Origin of the sequence: Pseudomonas sp. FFUP_PS_473 (genome assembly GCF_002858665.1) — a bacterium.
In the GTDB taxonomy this organism is placed as follows: Bacteria; Pseudomonadota; Gammaproteobacteria; order Pseudomonadales; family Pseudomonadaceae; genus Aquipseudomonas; species Aquipseudomonas defluvii.
The window spans coordinates 1-19,683 of record NZ_PJQQ01000029.1 but is presented as its reverse complement, the minus strand read 5'-3'; the positions used below and the strand labels follow the sequence as shown (position 1 = coordinate 19,683).

Sequence of the window (19,683 nt, the reverse complement as noted above, 5' to 3'; positions counted from 1 at the left end):
AGGGGCCAGAAGAGATGGACGAAGGAGCAACGCGTGTGAGCCGCCTGTTACTCAATTGCGACATGGGTGAGAGCTTTGGTAGCTGGACCATGGGCCTGGATGCCGAGGTCATGCCCTTTATCGACTGCGCCAACATCGCCTGTGGCTTTCATGCCGGCGACCCAGGAATCATGCGCAAGACTGTGGCCTTGGCCGTTGCCCATGGCGTGACCATTGGCGCCCACCCGGCGTATCCGGACCTGGTGGGGTTTGGTCGCCGTTCCATGGCCTGTAGCGCCGAGGAAGTTCGCGACCTGCTGCTCTACCAGGTGGGTGCGCTGGAGGGGATTTGCCGGGCGCAAGGCACCCGGGTGGCCTACATCAAGCCCCATGGGGCGCTCTATAACGACATGATGGCCGATCCGCGAACGTTGCGCGCAGTGCTGGAGGCCGTTGTTGCCTACGATCAGCAATTGCCCTTGATGCTGATGGCTACTGCCGATGATAGCGAGGCAGTGGCGTTGGGCCGCGAGTATGGTGTGACGTTGTGGTTCGAGGCATTTGCGGATCGGGCTTACGACCCAAACGGTCGGCTGGTGTCGCGGCGGTTGCCGGGGGCTGTGCATCATGACCCCGCGCGGATTGTCGAGCAGGCGCTGCGCCTGGCGCGCGGCGAGGCGCTAACGGCCAGTGATGGCAGCCCGGTGCTGCTCAAGGCCCAGATGCTTTGCGTGCATGGCGATAACGACAGCTCGGTGGCGGCTGTACGGCAGATCCGTCAGGCCCTCGATGCGCTGGTGACGTCATGAAGCTGCGGATCGAAGTGGTCGCTGTCGACAGCCTGATGGTGCGGTTGTTCGATGTCATTGATGAAGCCAACATGCCCTGGATGCTGGCGGCACGTCAGCGGTTGCAGGCCGCCTTTGGCGGGCGTCTTGTGGACCTGGTGCCGTCCTACACCACGTTGATGGTGCAGTTCGACCTGCTGCAGATGTCCCCCACTGAGGCGCGCAGCTGCATTGAACAGGCGCTGGCGCATGTGCAGCCTGACCCCGGCAGTGCTGGTCGGCGTCATGAAATACCGGTGTGGTATGACCCCAGTGTCGGTCCGGAACTGACAGTGCTGGCTCAGCGCATTGGCAAGTCGCCGGCTGAGGTGATTCGATTGCACAGTGAGCGCGAGTATCAGGTGTTCGCGTTGGGCTTTGCGCCGGGTTTTGCCTTTATGGGGTTGGTTGATGAGTGCCTGGCGAGCCCGCGTCTGGCAACCCCGCGCAAGCGCGTGGCAGCCGGCAGCGTGGGGATCGCCGAGCGCCAGACCGCGGCCTACCCGGCCGTATCGCCAGGGGGCTGGAACCTGATCGGGCGTACGCCAAGCGCGCTGTTTGACCGTGATCGTGAGGGCTACAGCCTGTTGCAGCCTGGTGATCGGGTGCGTTTTGTGTCCGTCGATCATGCGACGTTCATGCGCCTGGGTGGTGACGATACGCCATTGGAGGTGCAGGCATGAGCCGACTGATGATTGAGGCCAGCACGCCATTGTGTCTCTTGCAGGATGCCGGGCGTTTTGGCGTGCGCCATTTGGGTGTCACTCAGGGCGGAGCGCTGGATTGGGTGTCGATGCGCTGGGCCAACTGGCTATTGGGTAATGCCTTTGATGCCCCGGTGGTTGAAATCGCCTTGGGTGGATTCAGCCTGATTGCAGAACAGGACGCTTGCCTGGCGCTGGCGGGTGCCGACCTGGATGCACGGCTCGATGGCCAACCGCTGGCGCCATGGCGCAGCTTCACGATGAGAAAAGGCCAGCGCTTACGCTTCAACCAGCCATTGTCGGGGGCGCGGGCTTACCTGGCAGCACCAGCAGGCTTTGTCGCGCCGTTGGTGTTGGGAAGCTGTGCTTGCGTGGTACGTGAAGGGTTGGGTGGCCTTGACGGTTTTGGGGCGCCCTTGGCCGAGGGTGAGTACCTGACCTACGCGGGCGTGGCCTCAGGCCCACGGGAAGTTCCTGTTCAGCAGCGCCCCGACCTGCGCAGCAATGCACCACTGGATATGGTGCTGGGCGCACAGATTGGCGACTTCAGTGGCCAGAGCTTGTTCGATGCGTTCAACTCAGCGTGGGCACTTGATCGTCGCGCCGACCGGATGGGTATTCGCTTGCTTGGCCCAGCCTTGCAGTACCAGGGAGAACCGATGATTTCCGAGGGCATTCCCTTGGGCGCGGTGCAGGTACCGCCTGACGGTCAGCCCATTGTGCTGCTCAACGATCGGCAGACCATTGGCGGCTACCCGCGCCTTGGCGCACTGACGCCGTTGGCGTTGGCACGACTGGCACAGTGCCTGCCTGGAAACGTCGTCACCTTCAGGCCGGTGCTGCAGGTACAGGCATACGAGCAGCAGCTGGCGTTTCTGCGTCAGTTTGAGTGAATGCCCATTGCCAGGTGTGGTTCCGGGCATTGTTCTCTTACTTGGACAGAAACCGCATCCCTTCCTCAAGCCCGCGCAGGGTAAGCGGAAACATACGGTCTTCGATCAACTCGCGGACAATGTTGGTCGAGGCCGTATACCCCCAGGTATTCTTGGGGTAGGGGTTGATCCAGATGAGCTTCTTGTACTTTTCCATGAAGCGTTGCATCCAGACGTAGCCCGCCTCTTCGTTCCAGTGCTCGACGCTGCCACCGGGCTGGGTGATCTCGTAGGGCGCCATGGCCGCATCACCGACGAACACCACTTTGTAGTCGGCACCGTACTTGTGCAGCAGGTCCATGGTGGAGGTGCGCTCGGAGGTACGACGCAGGTTGTTCTTCCACACCGACTCGTAGATGAAATTGTGGAAGTAGTAGTACTCAAGGTGCTTGAACTCGGTCTTGCAGGCCGAAAACAGTTCCTCGCAGATCTTCACGTGGGCGTCCATGGAACCGCCGATATCGAACAGCAACAGCAGTTTTACGCTGTTGCGTCGTTCTGGGCGCATCTGGATATTCAGCAAGCCGGCATCACGGGCGGTGTGGTCGATGGTGCCGTCGATGTCCAGTTCGTCGGCCGCCCCCTGGCGGGCGAACTTGCGTAGCCGACGCAGGGCCAGCTTGATATTGCGCGTGCCCAGTTCGACCTGGTCGTCGAGGTTGCGGTATTCACGTTGGTCCCAGACCTTGACCGCTTTGCCCTGGCGTTTGCCTGCATCGCCGATGCGGATGCCTTCGGGGTTGAAACCGCCGGAGCCGAAGGGGCTGGTGCCGCCCGTGCCAATCCATTTGTTGCCGCCGGCGTGGCGTTCCTTCTGTTCTTCCAGGCGCTTCTTGAACTCTTCGATCAGCTTGTCCAGCCCGCCAAGGGACTGGATCTGTGCGCGTTCTTCGTCGCTGAGCGAGCGCTCGAACTCCTTGCGCAGCCAGTCCTCCGGAATCAGCGCCTCCAGGTGTTGATCGAGGTTTTCCAGGCCTTTGAAGTAGGCCGAGAAGGCGCGGTCGAACTTGTCGAAGTGGCGTTCATCCTTGACCAGAATCGCCCGTGACAGGAAGTAGAACTCGTCCATGTCGGCAAAGGTCACGCCCTGCTTGAGTGCGTTGAGCAAATCAAGCAGCTCGCGTACCGACACCGGTACCTTTGCCGCGCGCATTTCATTGAACAGGTTGAGCAGCATGGCAGTCGCCCCTGATTGGTCTGTGGCAGATCAGCGATTGCCGCGACGGCTCATGAACGCCAGGCGCTCCAGCAGTTGTACGTCCTGCTCGTTCTTGACCAGGGCGCCAGCCAGCGGCGGAATGGCCTTGGTTGGATCGCGCTCGCGCAGCACGGCTTCACCGATGTTGTCGGCCATCAGCAGCTTGAGCCAGTCGACCAGTTCAGAGGTAGAGGGTTTTTTCTTCAGGCCCGGTACCTTGCGCACGTCGAAAAACACATCGAGTGCTTCGCTGACCAGGTCCTTCTTGATGTTGGGGTAGTGCACATCGACGATCTGCTGCAGGGTGTCGCGGTCAGGGAAGGCGATGTAGTGGAAGAAGCAGCGACGCAGGAAGGCATCAGGCAGCTCCTTTTCGTTGTTCGAGGTAATGATGATGATCGGGCGCTGCTTGGCCTTGATCGTCTCGTCGGTCTCGTAAACGTAGAACTCCATCTTGTCGAGTTCCTGCAACAGGTCGTTGGGGAACTCGATGTCAGCCTTGTCGATTTCGTCGATCAGTAGAATGACGCGCTCTTCGGACTCGAACGCCTCCCAGAGCTTGCCCTTCTTCAGGTAGTTGCGCACGTCGTGCACCTTGTCCACACCCAGTTGCGAGTCGCGCAGGCGGCTGACCGCATCATACTCATACAGCCCCTGATGGGCCTTGGTGGTGGACTTGATGTGCCAGGTGATCAGTTTGGCGCCAAAGGATTGGGCCAGTTGTTCGGCGAGCATGGTCTTGCCGGTGCCGGGCTCACCCTTTACCAGCAACGGGCGTTCCAGGGTAATCGCCGCGTTGACCGCCAGTTTCAGGTCGTCTGTGGCGACATAAGCGCTGGTGCCTTCGAACTTCATGTAGCGATCCTCTAACGTAGCCCCAAGGGTACGTGGCCCCTGGTGGAAAAATGGTTATTCCCGACTATAACGCGCTGCCCGCTTGGCTGGGAACGCAGACGGAGCATTCAGTCTCTGAATGCTCCGTCACTTGGTGACTGATGTGGCGGATGTTTGTCCTTTTGAGGGCTGGACGCACTTCAGGGGCAGGCTTACCCTTGAAGTTTTCGCAAGGTGCCAAAAGGACCCCGCCATGAGCCGCATTTTTGCTGACAACGCGCATTCCATCGGTAATACACCGCTGGTGCAGATCAACCGTATCGCCCCGCGCGGAGTGACCGTTCTGGCCAAGATCGAAGGGCGTAACCCTGGCTATTCGGTCAAATGCCGAATTGGCGCAAACATGATTTGGGATGCTGAAGGCAGCGGAAAGCTCAAGCCTGGCATGACCATCGTAGAGCCGACCTCGGGTAATACCGGTATTGGCCTGGCGTTTGTTGCGGCGGCCCGTGGCTACAAGTTGGTGCTGACCATGCCGGCGTCGATGAGTATCGAGCGTCGCAAGGTGCTCAAGGCATTGGGTGCCGAGCTGGTGTTGACCGAACCTGCCAAGGGGATGAAAGGCGCCATTGAGAAGGCCAACGAAATTGTTGCCAGCGACCCTGCCCAGTACTTCATGCCACAGCAGTTCGATAACCCGGCAAACCCGGCGATTCATGAAAAAACCACAGGGCCCGAAATCTGGAACGATACCGATGGTGCGGTGGATGTGCTGGTAGCGGGTGTTGGCACGGGCGGCACGATCACCGGCATTTCGCGTTACATCAAGAAGACCAAGGGCAAGGCGATTCTGTCGGTGGCGGTGGAACCCATGGTATCGCCGGTCATCACCCAGGCACTGGCCGGTGAAGAGATCAAGCCCAGCCCGCACAAAATCCAGGGTATTGGCGCAGGCTTCGTGCCGAAGAACCTTGACCTGTCGATGGTCGACCAGGTCGAGTTGGTCAGCGATGAAGAGTCCAAGACCATGGCCCGGCGTTTGATGCAGGAGGAGGGCATCCTCTGTGGCATTTCCTGTGGTGCCGCGATGGCGGCGGCGATACGCCTGGCCGAAAAACCGGAAATGCAGGGCAAGACTATCGTGGTCATCCTGCCCGACTCCGGTGAACGTTACCTGTCGAGCATGTTGTTCAGTGACCTGTTCACCGACCAGGAAAACCAGCAGTAATACCGCTGCCTGTGCCGGTTTGCCTGATCCGCGGCAATATTCGCTGCCGCGCTTTGTTGCACAATCCTTAACAGTGATTGTCCGGCTCTGGTTGTTTTTACCAGAGCCGGATCGGTTTATCATGGCCGATTAATCGGCAGCGATGGCCTGATCGAAATTCCAAGGAGTGTTGCATGACCTTTTCCTTTGTCGCCAAGGCGGGTGTACTGCTGCTGTTTTTCGGCAGCACGCTCTATGTACATTTGCGCGGCAAGGCGCGTTTGCCGCTGTTGCGCCAGTTCGTCAACCATTCGGCATTGTTCGCCCCTTACAACGCCTTGATGTACCTGTTTTCCGGGGTGCCGTCCAAGCCCTACCTGGACCGCAACCGGTTCCCGGAGCTGGATGTGCTCAAGGACAACTGGGAAGTGATCCGCGAGGAGGCCATGCACCTCTTCGACGAGGGGTACATTCGTGCTGCCGAGAAAGACAACGACGCCGGTTTCGGCTCGTTCTTCAAGAAGGGCTGGAAGCGTTTCTACCTGAAGTGGTACGACAAGCCGTTGCCGTCGGCCAACGCACTGTGCCCGAAGACCGTTGAACTGGTCAGCAGCATCCCCAACGTCAAGGGCGCCATGTTTGCCCTGCTGCCTGGTGGTAGCCACCTGAACCCGCACCGTGACCCCTTTGCCGGTTCCCTGCGTTATCACCTGGGCCTGTCGACGCCCAACTCGGACGACTGCCGGATCTACGTCGATGGTCAGGCGTATGCCTGGCGCGACGGTGAAGATGTTATGTTCGATGAGACGTACGTGCATTGGGTGAAAAACGAAACCGACACGACGCGCGTGATCCTGTTCTGTGATATCGAACGGCCGCTCAGCAGCCCGCTGATGACACGCATCAACCGCAGTGTCAGTGCGTTCCTTGGCCGTGCCACGGCACCGCAGAACACCGATGACGAGCGTGTTGGCGGTATCAACCAGGCGTATGCCTGGAGCAAGCGTTTCAGTAACGTCATCAGTAGCAAGGTCAAGCAGTTCAAGCGGGCCAACCCAAAAGCCTATCGGGTCATGCGCCCGGTGCTGGCCGTGCTTGTTGCCTACCTGTTGTATCGCTGGTTGTTCTGACCCCTTGCGCTGTTACCGGGTGCTGACTATAGTCAGGCCCGGTAAGGCCATGTGCCTTCCGTTAATCCCCCTATTGAAGAACTGATCATGCCCGCATTCTGTCCAGTCACTGCATACGCTGCCGCGCCCGACGCGGTAGTTGTCGTGCGTGGCGCGCAGCAGCCGGCCATGATCAGCCATTACCCACCACCTGTCAGTGGCGTTCCAGGGTGTGTCGTAGCACCCCCAGGCGTGGTTGTCGTAGTGGGCTGAGCAGCTGGTGCTGCGACATCCCCTGATTACGCCTGAACACTACTGAAAGCGGTTGACTGTCCTTTTGCGGCGGCACCGTTCGGCTTACTTGCCCGAATACAGGTGGCATTTCATGTCTGTTATTTCGAAAGAATCCGTGGCCGCGGCGGCCACGACCAGCCTGTTCGTCCTGCTCTGGAGCAGTGGCGCAATTGTTTCCAAGTGGGGCCTGGCCCACGCAAGCCCCTTTGCCTTTTTGCTGATCCGTTTTGTCATCGCCCTGGCAGCGTTACTGCTGCTTGGCCCCTTGTTGAAATTGCGTTGGCCGCAAGGCCGGCGCGCGTGGCTGCAGGCGATTTCAACAGGGTGCGTGCTGCTTGGCGCTTATCAGATTTTCTACCTGTTGGCCCTGGATGCTCACGTCACACCCGGGGTAATGGCCACCGTGATGGGGGTGCAGCCGATTCTCACCATCGTGCTGATGGAGCGTCAGGGCTCCTGGAATCGGCTGTTTGGCTTGTGCCTGGGCCTGGCCGGGCTGGTAATGGTGGTTTATCAGGGCATAGGCTTGGGAGGCGTATCGTTTGCCGGCATGTGTTTCGCGTTGCTAGCGCTGGCGAGCATGACCCTGGGCACGATCATGCAAAAACGTATTACCGCTAATCCATTGGGTACCCTGCCGTTGCAGTACCTGGCGGGGTTGCTGCTGTGTGGGGTGTTTGCGCCCTTTCAGCCGCTGCATATCGATCCGGGCAGTGATGTGCTGCTGTCGGTGCTATGGATGGGATTAGTGGTTTCGGTGTTCGCCACCTTGCTGCTCTACCGGTTGATTGCCGGGGGCAATCTGGTGAATGTCACCAGTTTGTTCTACCTGGTACCGGCGGTGACCGCCATCATGGACTACCTGATCTTTGGCAACCGACTGGCATTGCTGAGTGTACTGGGCATGGGGCTGATCGTTATCGGCTTGCTGTTCGTCTTCCGCAAGCCGGCCTACGCGCCTCAGTCAGGCAGGGTTGAAGAGGCCTAGCGGTAACTGAGCCTGGCACGGCGTACAGGCAGCCAGCCGTACGCCGCGCCTGGCTGCGCGCTCAACGACGGGGTACAGGTCTTTACCTGATCACGCTGGGCTTGAGCACCAGCCACAAGGCCAGCGCAATCAATGCACCACCGTACAGGTGGGCAGCAGACAACGGTTCGTCCAGTAACCAGGCTCCCCAGAGTACGCCAAACGCGGGAATCATGAAGGTCACGGTTGACGACTTGACCGGGCCGATCTCGCTGAGCAGGCGGAAGTACACGATGTAGGCAAAGGCGGTGCAGACCAGCCCCAGGCCCAGCAGCGATAACCAGACCTCCCAACCACCCCAACTGGCCGGTGGCTGGGTCATGACGCTGTAGCCGAACAGGGGCAACAGCAGCAGAGTGGCGCCGAGCATGCTGCCCAGCGCTGAAAGGCGGCTGTCCAACCCGCCCTGGTGGTCGAGCCAGCGTCGGGCAAGAAAACCCGCGAAGCCATAGCAGGTGGTTGCCGCCAGGCAGGACAGGGCGCCTTGCAGCAGGTTCAGGTCGAAGGCTACCGGCCCGGCGCCACTGAGAATGCCGACGCCGAGCAGGCCGAGAAAAATGCCAGCGAGTTTGCTCAGGGTCATGGGTTCGCGAAAGAACAGCGCACCGATCAATACGCCCATCAAGGGCGTGGTGGCATTGAAAATGGCCGAGTAGCCGGCTGGCAGCACTTGCGCCGCGACGGAGTACAGGGTTGCCGGAATGCCTGAGTTCACCATTCCAAGCACAAGGCACGCCTTGAGTTTGCCGTGAAAATTCCACTCCACTCGCAGCAGTGCAAGGATCATCAGCAGCCCAGCACAGGCAATCGAAACACGGAAGAACGCCGTGGGCACAGTGCCCAGTACCGGCGCAATAATGCGCATGAACAGAAAGCTGGCCCCCCACACGGCAGCGAGGGTCAGCAGGCGGGTCAGGGCGATAGGGCTCACTAGGGTCTCCGGTCCGTGGTGCGGGCCGCGAGTTTACGGTAAATGCTTGATCGCCTCGCTCTGTTTCTTGCGCTGGTTTCCTGAGTAAGGATCATGCCGTTCGCGCGGGCCGGTTGCAGTAGCGTTGTCCGTCCTCCAGTAATTCCAGGGATGGGCAGTACACCGGCGTGCGGAATCAGATCTGTTTGCTACCTTTTGGCCGAAGTATCGGTGCGAGGAGTCTTTTCGTCCTGTAGGAGACTGACCTAAGCTCAGGCTTTATCCACGACACCGAGGTCCCTGTATGCCCCAGCCATGGCCGGCCGCTGATATTGCCCGGATGATCCTCGAAGGTTTCGACGACTACCGTGAGCATTTCCGCTGTATTACCGACGGTGCCCGTAGTCGCTTTGAGCAGGCCCAGTGGCAGCAAACGCAGAGCGCCTCGGCGGCACGGATCAACCTTTACGAAGACAAGGTCAGCGAGGTCAGTCAACGCCTGCACCAGGCGTTTACCGATGAGGTGCTGCTGGATGTCGCCTATTGGCCATTGGTCAAGAGTGCCTATATCGACCTGATTGATCCACGACTGGACGATGAGCTCTCCGAAACCTGGTACAACTCGATTTTCTGCAGTCTGTTCAGCCATGACCTGATCAGCGATGGCTGCATGTTCATTCACACCACCCGGCCTTCGCTGCGCAGTCACGAGCGAGCCGCGCAAACGCGCATTTACCGTCCTGACGGGCACTTGGCGGCTATGCTTGCGCAGGTCTTTGCGGATTATTCGTTTGACGTACCCTATGCCGATTTGCAGGGCGATCTGGCGCGACTTGAAGTGCAACTTCGAGAAAGCCTGCCGGACTGGGTGTGCAAGGACCCCCAACTGCAGGTCGAGTTGTTTTCCTCGGTGCTCTACCGCAACAAGGGTGCCTATCTGGTCGGGCGGATTTTTACCCAGGACGAGCAATGGCCTTTGGTAATCCCGCTACTGCACCGCGAAGGGCACGGTATCGAGATCGATGCACTGATTACCGACGAGGCGGACGTCTCTATCATCTTCTCGTTTACCCGTTCCTATTTCATGGTGGATGTACCGGTACCCGCCGAGTTCGTTGGCTTTCTCAAGCGTATTCTTCCGGGCAAGCACATCGCTGAGTTGTACACCTCGATTGGCTTTTACAAGCATGGCAAGTCGGAGTTCTACCGGGCACTGATCAACCATCTGGCCAGCACCGATGACCGCTTTATCATGGCGCCCGGGGTGCGTGGCATGGTCATGAGCGTGTTTACCCTGCCGGGCTTCAATACAGTGTTCAAAATCATCAAGGACCGTTTTTCACCCTCCAAGAGTGTCGATCGGGCCACGGTGATCGAAAAGTACCGCCTGGTGAAGAGTGTTGATCGCGTCGGGCGCATGGCCGACACCCAGGAATTTGCCGACTTTCGTTTCCCGCTGAGCAAGTTCGACCCGGAGTGCCTGGCCGAACTGCTGGAGGTGGCACCGTCTACCGTCGAGGTGCATGGTGATACCGTACTGATTCGCCACTGCTGGACTGAGCGACGCATGACCCCGCTCAACCTCTACCTGGAAAATGCCAACGATGCCCAGGTGCGTGACGCGCTGGAGGATTACGGCTTGGCCATCAAGCAGTTGGCGGCGGCGAACATTTTTCCAGGTGACATGTTGCTGAAAAACTTTGGCGTGACGCGCCATGGTCGGGTGGTGTTCTACGACTACGATGAAATCTGCTTTCTGACCGAGGTCAATTTCCGCTACATCCCGCCGCCGCGCTTCCCGGAGGATGAGATGGCCTCGGAGCCCTGGTATTCCATCGGCCCGCTGGATGTATTCCCTGAAGAGTTTCCGCCGTTCCTGTTTGCCGACAGCGCCCAGCGTCGCCTGTTCAGCCAACTGCATGGCGAACTCTATGATGCCGATTACTGGAAAGGCCTGCAGGAAGCGATCCGTGCGGGCAAGGTGATCGACGTCTTCCCGTACCGGCGCAAATGCCGCGAAGCGTGAGTCAGACGCCCGCCTTCAGGCATTTGAGCTGGCTGAAATCCTGGTGCACCTGTGCCAGCTTTTTCTCCAGGTGTTGCCGCTGATAGGGGCTGCTTTGAGCCATCAGGTCGACCAACAGGCTGCGGGTAGCGGCTTCGTTCTGTTGGTAGGCCTGGCGGTACGCAGGGGTCCAGAGACGTTCCCGGTCGATCAGCAAACGCTCCAGGCGCTCTGGAAAGTCTGCAGACTGCCGTTGCTCCACGGCGGCACTGAACTGCGCCTGCCATTCTGCGCGGTTGGTGATCCAGACATTACCCTGAGCGCCCAGTGAGTGTGCCCACTGGGTGATCCGCAACTGCTGTTGCGCGCTGAGCTCACCCAGCCAGGGTGTCAGACGCTTTTCCATGCGTCGGGTACGCTGGGCGATCTGTTTATCGAAGGGTGTATTGGCGTAAATTTCCTGCTTTTCGCGGGTATCTTCGGTAAACGCCTGACGCATGGCGCGTACCTGATCATCATCCAGGGCGCGTAACAGTTCTACCGCCGAAGGCGTGATCTGCCTGGCTACGTTGTCGATCGCGTGCTTGATTTCGTTGGTGCGCGCCTGCAATTGCGCCTCGGACACCTGATTGCTGGCCACCATCGACTTCACCCGATCGAGCCATTCAAGGTAACCCGGCAGTTGGGTGCGGCAGTGCCAGCTCAAATGTGTCGTGAGGCGCTGTTTAAGCCAGGTTTTCTGTTCGCGGTTCATGTCCAGGTAGTCGTTCAGCGACCAGGGCACGAGGATGTCGAGGTTGCGGTAGGCCAGATCAATCCGGTTGCAGGCTATCAGTGCGGCACTACAGAGAACCGCTAGCAGGAGAGGGCGCAGGTACTTGGACAGGCGGCTGTACATGAGCGGATCCTTGCATGGGCATGCCCTTTCTTTATAGAACAGGCAGGCTCTCTTGCCGACCCCACAGGTACGAACGGTTGAAAGAGACCTTCAGTGACCGGGCGGTGCCTTCGGTTCAGGTGTAGAATACCGGCCTCGCAACGAGGATTTTCGGACATGGCTTTAGTTGGGCGTTACAACAGTTTGCAAGTGGTAAAACATACGGACTTCGGTCTGTACCTGGACGGTGGAGCAGACGGCGAGATCCTCTTGCCCAACCGCTACATCCCCAAGGACACGCCCACTGAAGTTGAAGATTGGCTCAACGTCTTCGTCTACCTGGACAGTGAAGACAAGCTGATCGCCACCACCGAGAAGCCCAAGGTGCAGGTTGGCGAGTTTGCCAGCCTGAAGGTGGTCGAGATCAACAGCATTGGCATTTTCCTCGACTGGGACCTGCCCAAGGACCTGTTGATGCCGTACTCCGAGGAAAAGCATCCACTGCGTGCGGGCGACTACTGCGTGGTGCATGTCTACCTGGACAAACGCACCCGCCGCATTACGGCGACTTCACGTCTGGACCGTTACCTGGACAAGGTGCCGGCCAACTACAAGGTGGGGCAGCAGGTCGATCTGCTGGTCGCCGGCGAGACGCCCATGGGCTTCAAAGCGATCATCGACAACAAGCACTGGGGCCTTATCCACAAGAACGAAGTGTTCAAGTTCCTGCGTTCCGGCAAGCAGGAGAAGGGCTATATCAAGGAACTGCGCAGCGACGGCAAGATCGCCCTCAGCCTGCAGCCAATTGGCCAGCAGGCCGTTAACAGCCTGCACGACCTGATCCTCGACAAGCTCAAGGCGGCCAACGGCGTGTTGCCGGTCAGCGACAAGAGCGACCCGCAACTGATCAGCGACCTGTTCGGGGTCAGCAAGGGCAACTTCAAGAAGGCCATTGGCGCCTTGTACAAGGACGGCCTGATCGTGATCCACGCCGACCGTATCGAACGGGTCTGATCAGCTCTGCAGGAACCGGGCGAAACTGACATTGTTGCCGCCCGGACGCTGATCCTGCAGCCACGCATCGCGGTCGGCGCTCAGCGCCAGGCTGATGGTGGTACGGCGCTTGTGCGCATTACGCACCTCCATTTCCTCCAGGCGTGTGCGCAGGAAGCTGGTCGGCACCTTCAAGTGCTGCAACTGGTCGTTCTCCGGAGTGTGCAACAGCAGGTTGATCCAGTCACCCAGGCCGGTGTGCAGGCGCTTCACCGGTACATCAAACCACCAGATATTGCGCTTGTGATCGAGCGCGGCGAACAGGCAGTTGTCGGCGCTCAGCACCGGTGTGCCCAATTGCTGGTTGCGGCGGGCAATAGCGGTGGCTTTGTCGATTTTCATTGCGGGTTCCTACGGGTGACGCTTTGGCACGGTGTCAAAGATGCCGGGCATTTTACGCGTTCTGTGCGTTGCTGGGGTTAATTCCTGAGCCCTGATTGCTGCACTCTGGATGCCCATCGAACGATGATTTTCTCGGGCAAAAAACAGCCTGTTAATCACATTTTTTTGCATGATGGCTTTAGGCTATTGTGCGCAAGAAGTTGCGCACTGAAATGTGGATAACCCTGTGTATAGATTTGCGTAGGCCATATATTTCGGTGTGTACAGACGAGTGCGCAAGAAGTTGCGCAGCACTGCGCAACTTCTTGCGCACTTTTTCCTGATTATTTGTGCAAAAAACGACCAGTTCTGTTTGGTTTGTTTTTAAGCTTATGATTTTAAAGCATTTTAAAAAGTTGGCACGATCCTTGGCATTAGTCATTTCGTCGTGGGGCGGATTTCGCCCACGGTTTTAATGACTTTTTAGCAAGGAAAATACCAATGGCTACTCCTGCATACATGTCCGTCGAGGGCACCAAACAAGGCCTGATCACTGCCGATGCCTTCACCGCGGATTCCGTGGGCAATACCTATCAGGAAGGTCATGAAGACCAAGTCATGGTCCAAGGCTTCCAGCACGAAGTGATCATTCCCCGTGACCCGCAATCTGGCCAGCCTACAGGTCAGCGCGTACACAAGCCCGCAGTCGTCACCAAAGTGTTCGATAAGGCTTCGCCGCTGCTGCTGGCGGCACTGACGTCCGGTGAGGTGCTTAGAAAGGTCGAGATCAAGTGGTACCGCACCTCGGCGTCCGGCACCCAGGAGCATTACTACACCACCACCCTGGAAGACGCGATCATCGTCTATATCAAAGACTACATGCACAACTGCCAGGACCCAAGCAACGCGCATTTCACGCATCTGCAAGACGTGCATTTCACCTACCGCAAGATCACCTGGACGCATGAGGTCTCGGGTACCTCCGGCTCTGATGACTGGCGCGCGCCGGTTGCCGGCTAAGGCTGATTGATCTTACTGCGCAGCGGTCGGCCTTCGTGTCGCCCGCTGCGCACTGCCTGGCGCTGCCGATACCCTGACGGAGGAACATTGGATGTTCGCACCGGCCAATCAACCGCATTTCCGCCTGACCATAGAAGGTCTGGAACATGACCTTCAGGTGCTGTCCTTCAACGGGCAGGAGGCGATCAGCCGGCCGTTTCACTTCGAGCTCGAACTGGTCAGTGAACGACCCTCGCTCGATCTGGAGGGCCTGTTGCACAAGCTTGCTTTTTTGCAGTTTTCGCCCAATGGGCATGGCATACATGGGCAGATCTACCGCGTTGCCGTGGGCGATGCCGGTAAGCGCCTGACGCGCTATCGGATCACGCTGCGACCGCGTCTGTCCTATTTGGCGCACCGCAGTAACCAACGCATTTTTCAGCACCTGACGGTGCCGCAAATCATTGCTCGTGTGCTTGAAGAGCACGGCATCTTCAGCAACACCTATCGGTTTCACCTGAGTGGGGTCTATCCCGAGCGCGAGTACTGCGTTCAATACGCCGAGTCTGACCTGCATTTCATCCAGCGTCTGAGTGAAGAGGTCGGTTTGCACTATCACTTTCAGCACAGCGTCGAAGCGCACACGCTGGTGTTCGGTGATGATCAGACGGTGTTTCCGGTTCTTGCTCCTGTGCGTTATCAGCCTGACACGGGCATGGTCGCTGAAGTACCCGTGATCAAGCACTTTGGCCTGCGGGTAGAGACGCGTACCAGCCGCGTCACTCGGCGTGACTACGACTTCAAGACACCGCGCCTCGAACGGGAGGGCAAGGCCGAAAGCGAGGCCAGGCCAGACCTTGAGGACTACGGCTACCCTGGACATTTCAATCAGGACAAGCAGGGTGCTCTGCTGGCCAAGCGAGCGTTGGAGCGCCATCGCAGCGATTACCAGCAAGCACACGGCGACAGTGATCAGCCCTTGTTGGTCAGCGGGCACTTCCTGCGCCTGGCCGAGCATGGCAACCCTGCCTGGAACGACCTGTGGCTGTTGACCGAAATCACCCATGAAGGCCGACAGCCTCAGGTGCTTGAAGAAGCCATCGTCAGTGATTTCGAGGCTGACCTCGACGGTTTTCATCAGGGCTACCGTAATCACTTCGTCGCCACGCCTTGGGATACCCCATTCCGTCCACCGCTTGAGCACCCCAAACCGAGGTTGTTCGGCACGCAGAGCGCAGTTGTCACCGGTCCCGAAGGCGAAGAGATCTATTGCGATGCCTATGGGCGGGTGAAGGTGCAGTTTTTCTGGGACCGTGAAGGCCAGGCCGACGAGCGCACCAGCTGCTGGATGCGTGTGGCCTCCAACTGGGCCAGTCAGGGTTTCGGGGCTATCTCGTTGCCGCGTATTGGCATGGAAGTATTGATCAGCTTCCAGGAGGGGGATCCTGACAGGCCGTTAGTCACCGGTTGCCTGTTTCATGGCGTTCATCTTCCGCCTTACCGGCTACCTGACTTCAAGACCGTCGCGACGGTCAAGAGCAAGGAGCACAAGGGTAGCCGCAGCAACGAGCTGCGCATTGACGACACCAATCAACGCACAGACGCCCGTGGCTACATGTTCCGTGTGGCCTTGCGCGACTCTTTACGTGAGGCCGAGCGCCAAAATACGCTGTTCACGGACATGCTGCCTGAAGAGCAGAAGCTGGAGAAACACAGTCTCTACGGGCTGAATCTTCAGGTGCCAGAGGGGATGGCGAAATGAAGGTTTTAGACGGGTTGTCTAGTGTGAAGTCTCTGCTGAGCCACTGGGTCAGGCCACGAGAACTGCCGCCTCAGCTGACGTGGAAATATGCACATGAGTCTGAACTGCTGGGCTGGAGGATAAAAGCGCGAAACTATAATACCGTTATTGCTAATGGGTTGTTTGTTTTCTGGCTGGTGGTTGCTGTTTGGTTTGGGTTTTCTGTGCACTCAAATTTTGAAAGGTACGATGAGCCTACGCGCTCATTGTGCGCTCTTTTGTTTTTTCTGTATTGATGGTAGCTGTGTTGAGCATGACCCATCAGCGCATGAACTTCGCCTACCGTTTTACAGCATCTGGTGCTGAATTTTGTGAGTGGAAAAATTTTCCAGAGTGGGCACTGAAATTCTTGACGTGTCTCGCGATTATTTCGGCGATTCTCTTTGCCTGTATGGCAAGCCTCTATCGCGACGCTAGCTTTCTAATCTATGCCGTGATCGCGCCCGCGAAGATGATGCTTTTGCGCGCGTCAATGAACTCAAAAAATTATCGTGGGGTACACACGATATTTCATCTGAGAACCTTTGAGTGGTCTGAGTTTACAGAGGTTGTTATTGATAAAAAGCAGGGGTTAGTGGGTTTGGAGTTTGCTTGGTATGACAATTATATGAAGGAGAATGCCCTTAGTGTCGCACCGTTGTTTGCCAAATGCTGCGAGCTTGATCATCTACTGGCCTTTTTCGAGGCGCGACTTCCACATCTTCCGCGTGTCGCCCGTCCCATAGACCGGGCTGCTTGAAGAGGGGCAAGCTGGCCGCTTCCAAGGCTTTAGGCGATTGCCAAGGATGCAGGCACCAGTGTACTCACTGGCATCTGCGCTGAAGCCATCGCAGGCAAGCCTGCGTCCCACAGAGAGCGCACGGCAAGAAAAATGGAACGTTGAGGGCGCAGTGTGGGTCAATGGGGCGATTGATCTCTTTGCAGTTGCGTTGTGCTGCCTGCCCGTTGCTCATTTAAACTAACGTGAGTTGATCACTGTTACCGCGCACATGGAACCTGCCGATGACTGTCGAGCAGTGACAGGAGACACCATGATATTTCCCGACTTGCGCGGCTTGCCGCTTCACCGTGTGCTGGTGAGAACGGTCCGCGAGTTTCTCAATGATGAGATGTCCACCTATGCGTCGGCACTGGCTTACCAGATGCTGTTTTCGCTGTTCCCCTTCCTGCTGTTCCTGATTGCATTGATCGGGTTCCTGCACCTGCCGGACTTTTTCTCCTGGTTGCGCTTGCAGTCTGAGCTGGTGCTGCCGCCGCAGGCACTGGAGCAGGTCAACCCGGTGATTGACCAGTTGCAGCAGTCCAAGGGTGGGTTGCTCTCGATTGGTATTGTTGTTGCGTTGTGGACGGCATCGGCGGGCGTACGGTTGATGATGAGTGCGATGAACGCGGCCTATGATGTGGTCGAGCAACGGCCTATCTGGAAGCGTTTTCCGCTGTCGATCATCTACACCGTGGGCATTGCCGGTATGTTGCTGGCTGCCGCTGCCTTCATGGTGCTCGGGCCGCAGGTGATGGCCTGGGTCGCGTCGCAGGTGGGGATGGAGGACTTCATCGTTACGCTCTGGATGGTGCTGCGCTGGCCGGCCATTGTCATTTTGTTGATGGTGGCGGTGGCATTGATCTATTACGTGATGCCAGATGTGAAGCAGAGATTCCGTCTGATCACACCGGGTTCGGTGTTGGCGGTAGTGGTATGGATCATTGCGTCTCTGGGCTTTGGTTATTACGTCAAGACCTTTGCCGATTACAACGCCATGTACGGCAGTATCGGTGCGATCATTGTGCTGTTGCTGTACTTCTATATCTCGGCGGCGGTGTTGCTGTTGGGCGCAGAGATGAACGCGGTGATCGACCATATGTGCGAGGAGATCAGCACCCTCGGCAAAAAGGCGTTTACCGATGACGATCATAGCCATGATAAAAAGCATGTTTCCGGACTTGGTCGCGATCATTCGCTCCAGCCTGAATCCGATCCCGAACGTTGAGTCGAATGCCCCATGATTCGTGAAATCCTGAAAATGGGCGATGAGCGCCTGTTGCGCATCGCACCACCGGTGCCAGCCTATCTGTATGGCAGCCTCGAGTTGGAGCAGTTGATTGCTGACATGTTCGAGACCATGCGCCATGTTGGCGGGGTCGGGCTGGCTGCACCTCAAATCGGTGTTGACCTGCAGTTGGTCATCTTTGGTTTCGAGCGCAGCGAGCGTTACCCGGATGCCGAGGCCGTGCCGCAGACCATCCTGCTCAACCCGGTGATCACACCGTTAGGCACTGAAGTCGAGGACGGTTGGGAAGGGTGCCTGTCGGTGCCGGGCCTGCGTGGTGTAGTACCGCGCTATACCCGTATTCGTTATGAAGGCGTTGACCCTCTGGGCATGCCGATTCAGCGAGTGGCTGAAGGCTTCCATGCCCGCGTGGTGCAGCATGAATGCGACCACCTGATCGGTCGGCTGTACCCTTCGCGCATTCACGACTTCGCCAAGTTCGGTTACACCGAAGTGTTGTTTCCAGGCTTGGTCGATCAGGACGATTGAGGCCGAACCATCGCCAGCAGGGCTTTGCTGCGTTGATAGCGCACCAGGCGGTCCGCCAGTGGGGCGGGCAACGTGTGGGCTGATGCAAAGCCCAGCCGAGCGTAGAACGCCTGCAGATCAGGATGACAGAACAACCAGACGCTGCCTTCCTCTTGGCGCGTTGCTGTTTCTATCAGGCCCCGGGCAATGCCCTGCGCACGCCATTCTGTGCCCACCAGTAATCCGGTCAACCAACTGCCACCGGGCACCGCCGTAAGGTTCAGCGCGGCGATGAGCTGTGGTGCGCGTGCAACCCAGTGTTGCCCGCCGGGAGCCGCACGCATCGATGAACCCTGGCTTTTGTAGAATTTATTCAGCAGTGGCTGCTCAAGGGCAGGCAGCAGGCAGTAGTGGATCTGAGGCACGATGGGTTTCCACGCAAGGCTCTATCTCGCGGTTTTACACCAGGGGGTGTCGGCCCGTCGAGCCCTGTGCAAGGTGGTTATTGTTACGGAATCGGTAATAGTGAATGTACGGCTTCGGGATTTAACGACGGAAGTTGCGCTGTAAACTAAGCACATCCCAAACAGAATAGTTAATTGGGGTCGGTACTTCGTGTTACATCAACCTGTGATGTAACAACTTCTCCCCGCCCATCCGGCGCATGAAGTGAATTTGTTTGTTTGATTGCTTTGCAGGCCAACTAACATGAAAAAATTACTTGCATTCGCCTTGATCGGTTTTTCTACATTTGCGCTGGCAGATGAAGTTGAAACGGCAGCCGCTCAACCTGTTGCCGAGCAGTATGATTACTCGCAAAACCTCGATATTGCCAAGGTAATCAGCCTGTCGACCCTGCCAAATGTGTGTGAAGTCGTGCCAGCAACCATGACTTATGAAGACCATCAGGGCCAGCGTCATACCATTGAATACCGCGCCATGGGTGACGGTTGCAGCAACGGTTAATAGGCATTGCCAGATGTTCTCAAGCCCCCGCAGCAGCGGGGGTTTTATTGTTGTGCGCCAGGCATGGCGCGTTGCGCGTTAGCGCAACCCGTTTGGCTGTGGTGGCTGAATGGGTGACTTGGAG

At 58.0% G+C, this 19,683-nt stretch carries 19 protein-coding genes and 1 pseudogene; 14 read left to right on the top strand and 6 right to left on the bottom strand.

Annotation, left to right across the window (positions count from 1 at the left end; genetic code table 11):
- The first annotated feature begins 14 nt into the window (after positions 1 to 14).
- Genes CYD26_RS18660 through CYD26_RS18650 form a run of 3 tightly spaced genes read left to right on the top strand, consistent with a single transcriptional unit; the run spans position 15 to position 2,403 of the window.
- On the top strand, positions 15 to 788 hold the full coding sequence (locus CYD26_RS18660; RefSeq protein WP_102053296.1) for a 5-oxoprolinase subunit PxpA: 774 nt from the start codon (positions 15 to 17) through the stop codon (positions 786 to 788).
- The gene (gene pxpB / locus CYD26_RS18655) at positions 785 to 1,489 is read left to right on the top strand and encodes a 5-oxoprolinase subunit PxpB (protein ID WP_099773830.1); all 705 of its coding nucleotides are present in this window, start codon (positions 785 to 787) and stop codon (positions 1,487 to 1,489) included. The genes CYD26_RS18660 and pxpB overlap by 4 nt, the downstream gene beginning before the upstream one ends.
- Positions 1,486 to 2,403, top strand: a complete 918-nt coding sequence (locus CYD26_RS18650) for a biotin-dependent carboxyltransferase family protein (RefSeq protein ID WP_102053295.1) — start codon at positions 1,486 to 1,488, stop codon at positions 2,401 to 2,403. Before pxpB ends, CYD26_RS18650 begins: the two co-directional genes overlap by 4 nt.
- Positions 2,404 to 2,440: 37 nt before the next feature.
- Here CYD26_RS18650 and CYD26_RS18645 read toward each other — a convergent pair whose 3' ends face one another.
- Complete coding sequence (locus CYD26_RS18645) at positions 2,441 to 3,619, bottom strand: VWA domain-containing protein (protein WP_102053294.1); 1,179 nt, start codon at positions 3,617 to 3,619, stop codon at positions 2,441 to 2,443.
- A gap of 30 nt (positions 3,620 to 3,649) precedes the next feature.
- The gene (locus CYD26_RS18640; protein ID WP_065761662.1) at positions 3,650 to 4,495 is read right to left on the bottom strand and encodes a MoxR family ATPase; all 846 of its coding nucleotides are present in this window, start codon (positions 4,493 to 4,495) and stop codon (positions 3,650 to 3,652) included.
- Between the two features lie 232 nt (positions 4,496 to 4,727).
- Here CYD26_RS18640 and cysK point away from each other — a divergent pair, with 232 nt between their 5' ends.
- From cysK to CYD26_RS18625, 3 genes are all read left to right on the top strand, one after another.
- The gene (gene cysK, locus CYD26_RS18635) at positions 4,728 to 5,702 is read left to right on the top strand and encodes a cysteine synthase A (RefSeq protein WP_065761663.1); all 975 of its coding nucleotides are present in this window, start codon (positions 4,728 to 4,730) and stop codon (positions 5,700 to 5,702) included.
- 173 nt (positions 5,703 to 5,875) lie between these two features.
- On the top strand, positions 5,876 to 6,811 hold the full coding sequence (locus CYD26_RS18630; RefSeq protein WP_102053293.1) for an aspartyl/asparaginyl beta-hydroxylase domain-containing protein: 936 nt from the start codon (positions 5,876 to 5,878) through the stop codon (positions 6,809 to 6,811).
- A 364-nt stretch (positions 6,812 to 7,175) separates the two neighbouring features.
- Entirely contained in the window at positions 7,176 to 8,072 is an 897-nt protein-coding gene (locus CYD26_RS18625; RefSeq protein WP_102053292.1) for a DMT family transporter, read from the top strand.
- 82 nt (positions 8,073 to 8,154) lie between these two features.
- Here CYD26_RS18625 and CYD26_RS18620 read toward each other — a convergent pair whose 3' ends face one another.
- Positions 8,155 to 9,042 carry a DMT family transporter gene (locus CYD26_RS18620; RefSeq protein WP_102053291.1) on the bottom strand — a complete coding sequence of 296 codons (888 nt, stop codon included), beginning with the start codon at positions 9,040 to 9,042 and terminating at the stop codon, positions 8,155 to 8,157.
- A 283-nt stretch (positions 9,043 to 9,325) separates the two neighbouring features.
- Between CYD26_RS18620 and aceK the strand changes: the two genes are divergently transcribed.
- Positions 9,326 to 11,047 (top strand): bifunctional isocitrate dehydrogenase kinase/phosphatase, encoded by a 1,722-nt coding sequence (gene aceK / locus CYD26_RS18615; RefSeq protein WP_102053290.1) that lies wholly within the window; start codon positions 9,326 to 9,328, stop codon positions 11,045 to 11,047.
- Between the two features lies 1 nt (position 11,048).
- Here aceK and CYD26_RS18610 read toward each other — a convergent pair whose 3' ends face one another.
- Positions 11,049 to 11,924, bottom strand: coding sequence for a DUF6279 family lipoprotein (locus CYD26_RS18610; RefSeq protein ID WP_099773837.1), 876 nt, complete (start codon positions 11,922 to 11,924; stop codon positions 11,049 to 11,051).
- 156 nt (positions 11,925 to 12,080) lie between these two features.
- Here CYD26_RS18610 and CYD26_RS18605 point away from each other — a divergent pair, with 156 nt between their 5' ends.
- Positions 12,081 to 12,917 (top strand): S1 RNA-binding domain-containing protein, encoded by an 837-nt coding sequence (locus CYD26_RS18605; RefSeq protein WP_099773838.1) that lies wholly within the window; start codon positions 12,081 to 12,083, stop codon positions 12,915 to 12,917.
- On the opposite strand, the gene CYD26_RS18600 is transcribed toward CYD26_RS18605, so the two are convergent.
- Complete coding sequence (locus CYD26_RS18600; protein ID WP_065761669.1) at positions 12,918 to 13,298, bottom strand: hypothetical protein; 381 nt, start codon at positions 13,296 to 13,298, stop codon at positions 12,918 to 12,920.
- 480 nt (positions 13,299 to 13,778) lie between these two features.
- Here CYD26_RS18600 and CYD26_RS18595 point away from each other — a divergent pair, with 480 nt between their 5' ends.
- The 5 genes and pseudogenes from CYD26_RS18595 (at position 13,779) to def (ending at position 18,614) form a co-directional block, all read left to right on the top strand.
- Positions 13,779 to 14,297, top strand: coding sequence for an Hcp family type VI secretion system effector (locus CYD26_RS18595; RefSeq protein ID WP_102053289.1), 519 nt, complete (start codon positions 13,779 to 13,781; stop codon positions 14,295 to 14,297).
- 91 nt (positions 14,298 to 14,388) lie between these two features.
- Positions 14,389 to 15,861, top strand: a pseudogene (tssI, locus tag CYD26_RS18590) (type VI secretion system tip protein TssI/VgrG); the annotation flags it as partial.
- 469 nt (positions 15,862 to 16,330) lie between these two features.
- Positions 16,331 to 16,816: a hypothetical protein gene (locus CYD26_RS18585; protein WP_145991800.1), complete on the top strand. Its 486-nt coding sequence runs from the start codon at positions 16,331 to 16,333 to the stop codon at positions 16,814 to 16,816.
- 292 nt (positions 16,817 to 17,108) lie between these two features.
- The gene (locus CYD26_RS18580) at positions 17,109 to 18,065 is read left to right on the top strand and encodes a YihY/virulence factor BrkB family protein (RefSeq protein ID WP_065761767.1); all 957 of its coding nucleotides are present in this window, start codon (positions 17,109 to 17,111) and stop codon (positions 18,063 to 18,065) included.
- Between the two features lie 12 nt (positions 18,066 to 18,077).
- Positions 18,078 to 18,614: a peptide deformylase gene (def, locus tag CYD26_RS18575; protein ID WP_102053287.1), complete on the top strand. Its 537-nt coding sequence runs from the start codon at positions 18,078 to 18,080 to the stop codon at positions 18,612 to 18,614.
- On the opposite strand, the gene CYD26_RS18570 is transcribed toward def, so the two are convergent.
- Positions 18,602 to 19,018 carry a GNAT family N-acetyltransferase gene (locus CYD26_RS18570; RefSeq protein ID WP_065761765.1) on the bottom strand — a complete coding sequence of 139 codons (417 nt, stop codon included), beginning with the start codon at positions 19,016 to 19,018 and terminating at the stop codon, positions 18,602 to 18,604. The two genes, def and CYD26_RS18570, sit on opposite strands and share 13 nt — an antisense overlap.
- Positions 19,019 to 19,301: 283 nt before the next feature.
- Here CYD26_RS18570 and CYD26_RS18565 point away from each other — a divergent pair, with 283 nt between their 5' ends.
- Positions 19,302 to 19,559 carry a DUF2790 domain-containing protein gene (locus tag CYD26_RS18565; protein WP_065761764.1) on the top strand — a complete coding sequence of 86 codons (258 nt, stop codon included), beginning with the start codon at positions 19,302 to 19,304 and terminating at the stop codon, positions 19,557 to 19,559.
- Positions 19,560 to 19,683 lie beyond the last annotated feature (124 nt).

Excerpts from the sequence above, each read along its gene's own strand:
- cysK (WP_065761663.1), top strand. The coding sequence starts at position 4,728 with ATGAGCCGCATTTTTGCTGACAACGCGCATTCCATCGGTAATACACCG.
- CYD26_RS18585 (WP_145991800.1), top strand. The coding sequence starts at position 16,331 with ATGACCCATCAGCGCATGAACTTCGCCTACCGTTTTACAGCATCTGGT.
- CYD26_RS18660 (WP_102053296.1), top strand. The coding sequence starts at position 15 with ATGGACGAAGGAGCAACGCGTGTGAGCCGCCTGTTACTCAATTGCGAC.
- CYD26_RS18605 (WP_099773838.1), top strand. The coding sequence starts at position 12,081 with ATGGCTTTAGTTGGGCGTTACAACAGTTTGCAAGTGGTAAAACATACG.
- pxpB (WP_099773830.1), top strand. The coding sequence starts at position 785 with ATGAAGCTGCGGATCGAAGTGGTCGCTGTCGACAGCCTGATGGTGCGG.
- CYD26_RS18625 (WP_102053292.1), top strand. The coding sequence starts at position 7,176 with ATGTCTGTTATTTCGAAAGAATCCGTGGCCGCGGCGGCCACGACCAGC.
- CYD26_RS18595 (WP_102053289.1), top strand. The coding sequence starts at position 13,779 with ATGGCTACTCCTGCATACATGTCCGTCGAGGGCACCAAACAAGGCCTG.
- CYD26_RS18565 (WP_065761764.1), top strand. The coding sequence starts at position 19,302 with ATGAAAAAATTACTTGCATTCGCCTTGATCGGTTTTTCTACATTTGCG.
- CYD26_RS18650 (WP_102053295.1), top strand. The coding sequence starts at position 1,486 with ATGAGCCGACTGATGATTGAGGCCAGCACGCCATTGTGTCTCTTGCAG.
- CYD26_RS18640 (WP_065761662.1), bottom strand. The coding sequence starts at position 4,495 with ATGAAGTTCGAAGGCACCAGCGCTTATGTCGCCACAGACGACCTGAAA.
- CYD26_RS18630 (WP_102053293.1), top strand. The coding sequence starts at position 5,876 with ATGACCTTTTCCTTTGTCGCCAAGGCGGGTGTACTGCTGCTGTTTTTC.
- CYD26_RS18645 (WP_102053294.1), bottom strand. The coding sequence starts at position 3,619 with ATGCTGCTCAACCTGTTCAATGAAATGCGCGCGGCAAAGGTACCGGTG.
- def (WP_102053287.1), top strand. The coding sequence starts at position 18,078 with ATGATTCGTGAAATCCTGAAAATGGGCGATGAGCGCCTGTTGCGCATC.
- CYD26_RS18610 (WP_099773837.1), bottom strand. The coding sequence starts at position 11,924 with ATGTACAGCCGCCTGTCCAAGTACCTGCGCCCTCTCCTGCTAGCGGTT.
- aceK (WP_102053290.1), top strand. The coding sequence starts at position 9,326 with ATGCCCCAGCCATGGCCGGCCGCTGATATTGCCCGGATGATCCTCGAA.
- CYD26_RS18580 (WP_065761767.1), top strand. The coding sequence starts at position 17,109 with ATGATATTTCCCGACTTGCGCGGCTTGCCGCTTCACCGTGTGCTGGTG.
- CYD26_RS18600 (WP_065761669.1), bottom strand. The coding sequence starts at position 13,298 with ATGAAAATCGACAAAGCCACCGCTATTGCCCGCCGCAACCAGCAATTG.